This window comes from Sulfuricurvum sp., assembly GCF_028681615.1.
Classification (GTDB): Bacteria; Campylobacterota; Campylobacteria; order Campylobacterales; family Sulfurimonadaceae; genus Sulfuricurvum.
The window spans coordinates 1-4,273 of sequence record NZ_JAQUHV010000033.1 but is presented as its reverse complement, the minus strand read 5'-3'; the positions used below and the strand labels follow the sequence as shown (position 1 = coordinate 4,273).

Sequence of the window (4,273 nt, the reverse complement as noted above, 5' to 3'; positions counted from 1 at the left end):
ACAAGATAATTTAATCATGGTAAACCCTATTGGAAGTGCTATTTTAGAAAATATAGGGCTTAATCCTTTTATGGAAAATATTGCACAGTATTTTTTAAATGAAGAGCTCATCCTGCCACAAATTGCAACATGGTGGTGTGGTCAACCCAGTGAGTTAGCATATGTACTTGAAAATTTAAGCACGCTTATTGTTAAGAAAATTGATAGAACAGAATCGGTCAAGACCTATTTATGTCGTAATTTATCGTTTGAAGCATTGGCAGAACTTAGAGAAACCATCATTAAAAGTCCTAATTTTTATGCAGCACAAGAAGAGATTAGTTTTTCAACGATTCCTAATTATACCAGCGAAAAAATAGAACCACGCAATGCTGTTATTCGTGCATATAGTCTCAAACGTGATGAAAACTACACAGTGATGAATGGTGGCTTGGTGCGTGTTTCAGCCAGTAAAGATTCGTTACTGGTCTCTTCACAACGAGGTGGAACCAGTAAAGATTTATGGATATTAGGTACGGATCAAAGAAGTGATAATACTAACATCTTTAAAAATGCACCTTACGTTGAAACGTCACTAAGACACATATCAACTCTAAAAGCAGAAAATCTTTTTTGGCTCGGACGTTATCTTGCACGCTCGATTACCACTTCACGTTTTTTACGATATTTACTTAAAAATATGGCCAATACCTATCGTTATGAAGATATGGAAACCAATGAGTCTCAGCGCATGTTACAAAATGCTTTGACACATCTAACGATGACGTATCCTGGTTTCTTAGATGAGACAATGCAAGAAAAACTGCATTTAAACCCAATGAATGAGATACTCTCTGTCATTAGAGATAGGCACAAAACAGGCTCTCTTACGTATACGATTGGGATGCTGGCAAATGCTAATGTTGCAGTCAAAAATTTACTTGCTGTCGAATCAGCAAAAATCTTTGATAAATTGCAAAAAGAGTGGTTTATTTTTGTCCGCAAACAAAATAACTCTAAAAGAGCGGTACTGAGTGAATTAGACAAAGTATTGATTTATTTTACAGCGTATAAAGAATTAGTGGATGAAAGTATGTATAAAGAGCAGGGGCTGACACTTTTTGAAATTGGGTATACGATTGAAAATGCTTTATTGTTTATCTCAAAAGCGCGTTCAATGCTTTGTTTCAAGTTGGATAAATCGGTTGCTTATGACCTTTTAGAGGGGATATTAAGCTCAAGTGAGAGTTTTAATGCTTACCGTACACAATATAAAAGCGCTTTACAGTTGGAAAATGTGATAGAGTTTTTAGTGTTTAATCCACAATTTCCAAAGTCGCTAAGCTATATTACCAATAAATTATTAGGAGAGTTTAAAACACTACCTAAATCAAAGCCTTATTTAACAGCGTATGAAGCACCGATGTTTAAAGCCTATTCATTATTAAAACTAACAAAACTAAGTGACGTTATGGAGTTAGAAGAAGAACAGATTTATACAAAACTTGATACCATTCTTTCTACACTTTCGGATTTATTTGCAGAATGTTCGACTGAATTGTGTAAAACTTATTTTTCACATTATGATGAGTAACAATGATTTATACTATTTATCACAAAACTGAATTTGACTATGAAAGTATTGTTACCTTTAGTCATAATATTGCACGGCTAAAACCCAAAAATACACGTTTTCAAAAGCTTTTAAGCTTTTCGATGCAAACAGAACCTACGGTCTATGAAGAGAGTGATTTTGTCGATATTTTTGGCAATTACAACAGCCATATACTTATTCGTGAGGCCCATAAATCGCTCTCACTTATAGGTCATTCAAAAGTTGAAATCTTTCCTGATAGTTTAGCGACACATATTGCCGACGTTCGCTCAAAAAGTGTAACATATGCTCAAGCTCAAGAAATATTATCAGGCTTTACATGCAATGATACATCTGTAAAACTTTTTATGCCAGAATCTGAATTTATCCCTAAAGCATCAAAGCGAATTCAAGAGTATGCTCTTGAATCGTTTTCTCCTTCTAGAGATTTGTTTGAAGCAGCATATGAATTTATGAATAGAATCTATGCAGATTTTAAATTTGTTTCAGGCTTTAGTGATGTAATGACACCTATAGAAGATATTTTTGATGCCAAACAAGGGGTCTGCCAAGATTTTACACAATTTGCTATTGCAGCTCTTCGCTCGATTGGCTTGCCTGCTCGTTATATGAGTGGTTATATTGAAACGATACCAAAAGAAGGTGAAAAAAAGCTTTTTGGTGTTGACGCTTCACATGCGTGGTTCGCATTGTATATCCCAAATGCCGGCTGGATTGGCCTTGATCCAACAAATAATGTTATACCTACATCACAACATATTCTTTTAGGCTCAGGACGAGACTATAATGATATTTCACCTCTAAAAGGGGTTGTTTTCAGTAGTGGTAAAAGTGATTTATCTATTATGGTGGATGTGCGAAGAGAGGATTCTATCTTTTATTCTTGATGCGTTTTTAAAGCAAAGCTCTAAAAGTTATGCTTACGCCATGTAAAGTACCGCGCATCTTCAGTACTTTTCGTGCGCGGTTCATAATGCTTTTTTACGGTAACTGTGTATCTTCAAGTCTGATAATCCGAAATGCAATGGCATTTTGAAAAATGAGTGGGTAATCATAGGCACACGAGATAATGCCCTCAAAGGGTGCGATGATAGTCTGCATAAGGGTTCCATCTAGCGTGTTATAGATTCTTGCCAAGGGTTGTCCATGTACCACACGATCTCCAACATGCGCTAAAGTATCAAAAAGTCCTGCTGCAGAAGATTTGATAATTTCGATATTGTCATAGGTAACAACATTTCCAATAGAGCCTTCAAAGATAGGAAAGTCGATGATCTTATGTTTTGAGAGAAAGCGAACTATGGCATCAAATACTTTGTTGGCATCATTTTTCCGCAATTCACCTTTTTTCCCTGAAATAATCGAAAAAGATTTGGCATTCCATATTTTCCAGTTGTAATTGATAGAAACCGTATCAATAGGGCTTTCATCTTTGATATGAATAAAATCTAAACCAAAAGCACGGGCATCATCCACATCCTCAGCTCCATTGGCTAAAAGGCTGACATAGGGTTTGCATTCAGCGTGATCTTTTCTTGCTTCGAGCAAAATGGCGAAGTCGAAATTATTGGTTTTTTCAAATAGTCTTGCTGCAATACGTTGTGTTGTTTCACCTTTTTCATAACCTGGGAACATGACATCAATATCGGTGTTATCTAAAGGCCAAAATGATTTTCCCATATTAAATGAATAAGTATTAGCCGTAGGAACAACAACAATTTCACCAAGAATAAAGGAAGGATTTTCGAGCTCTTTTTGGCGTAAAAAGCGAACCATTCGAGAGGCTATCCAAAGCTGATCTATCGCATCTCCCGTCATGGGTCCTACAATAACACAACTTGGTGTTGCATCTTTTTTGCCAAATTTGAAGGCTTTAACACGCATAGGTTCACGACTTAGTGAGGTAATTTCAAATAAAATCTCTTCTCTCATTCTTTCTCCTCTTTGGTATCTTCTAAAATACGAGCAATTAAAGAACCTTCATACACAACAGGATATTCTCTAATAGTAAAAAGGAGTCCATCACATGGGCTTAAAAGTGTTGCTTTAATTTCACCTAAAAGAGGGTCAAGTATCATTCCTAGTTTTTCGCCTTTTTTGACTTCAACATTGTGCTCTAGCGTTGGTACAAAAATGCCAGAACTTGGAGAGTTGATAAAATGTACCTCAGCATTAATGGTGGAAACAAAGGATTTTTTAGTAGAAGATAAAGGGCGATCTATAATATCGAGTTGCGCCATTAGATTTAAAATGCCCTCTGTGAGATTTTCACCATATTCTTTAGTAATGCGCATACCAACACCCATCTCAACAACAAGAGTTTTTGTTCCTAGTGTATTCATAGTATGTGAAAAAGTCGATTCTAAGACTGTCACAGCATCATGAACCCAGATAAAATCAATCCCCATTTTCTGTGCTAAAGGGACAAGTTCTTTGGCATTTGATTTACTGATGCGCACTTGAGGCAGTTCACGTAAGAAGATATTGCTTGAATGAATGTCAATGGCATAATCACTTCCCTTAATAGCCTCTACAATAGCATTGGCGACTTGACCTGGTAAAAATTCAGATGTTTTACCTGGAAAAGTACGATTGATATCTACATTGTAAAAAGGGAATCCTCTCGTGATGCTATCAATGCCCATAGGATTCATAGAAGGGTAGATGTCTATGATGCCT

4 protein-coding genes are annotated in these 4,273 nt (G+C 36.1%); 2 read left to right on the top strand and 2 right to left on the bottom strand.

All coding sequences use genetic code 11. The features are described from left to right. Both PHE37_RS13790 and PHE37_RS13785 read left to right on the top strand, forming a co-directional pair. A partial coding sequence (locus PHE37_RS13790; protein ID WP_299997822.1) for an alpha-E domain-containing protein occupies positions 1-1,573 on the top strand: 1,573 nt, incomplete at its 5' end. A 2-nt stretch (positions 1,574-1,575) separates the two neighbouring features. After that, complete coding sequence (locus tag PHE37_RS13785; RefSeq protein ID WP_299997819.1) at positions 1,576-2,481, top strand: transglutaminase family protein; 906 nt, start codon at positions 1,576-1,578, stop codon at positions 2,479-2,481. Positions 2,482-2,575: 94 nt separating this feature from the next. Here PHE37_RS13785 and PHE37_RS13780 read toward each other — a convergent pair whose 3' ends face one another. Further along, complete coding sequence (locus PHE37_RS13780) at positions 2,576-3,526, bottom strand: M14 family metallopeptidase (protein WP_299997816.1); 951 nt, start codon at positions 3,524-3,526, stop codon at positions 2,576-2,578. Then, positions 3,523-4,273 (bottom strand): M14 family metallopeptidase (locus PHE37_RS13775; RefSeq protein ID WP_299997813.1); only part of this gene is annotated, 751 nt, incomplete at its 5' end. The genes PHE37_RS13780 and PHE37_RS13775, both read right to left, overlap by 4 nt.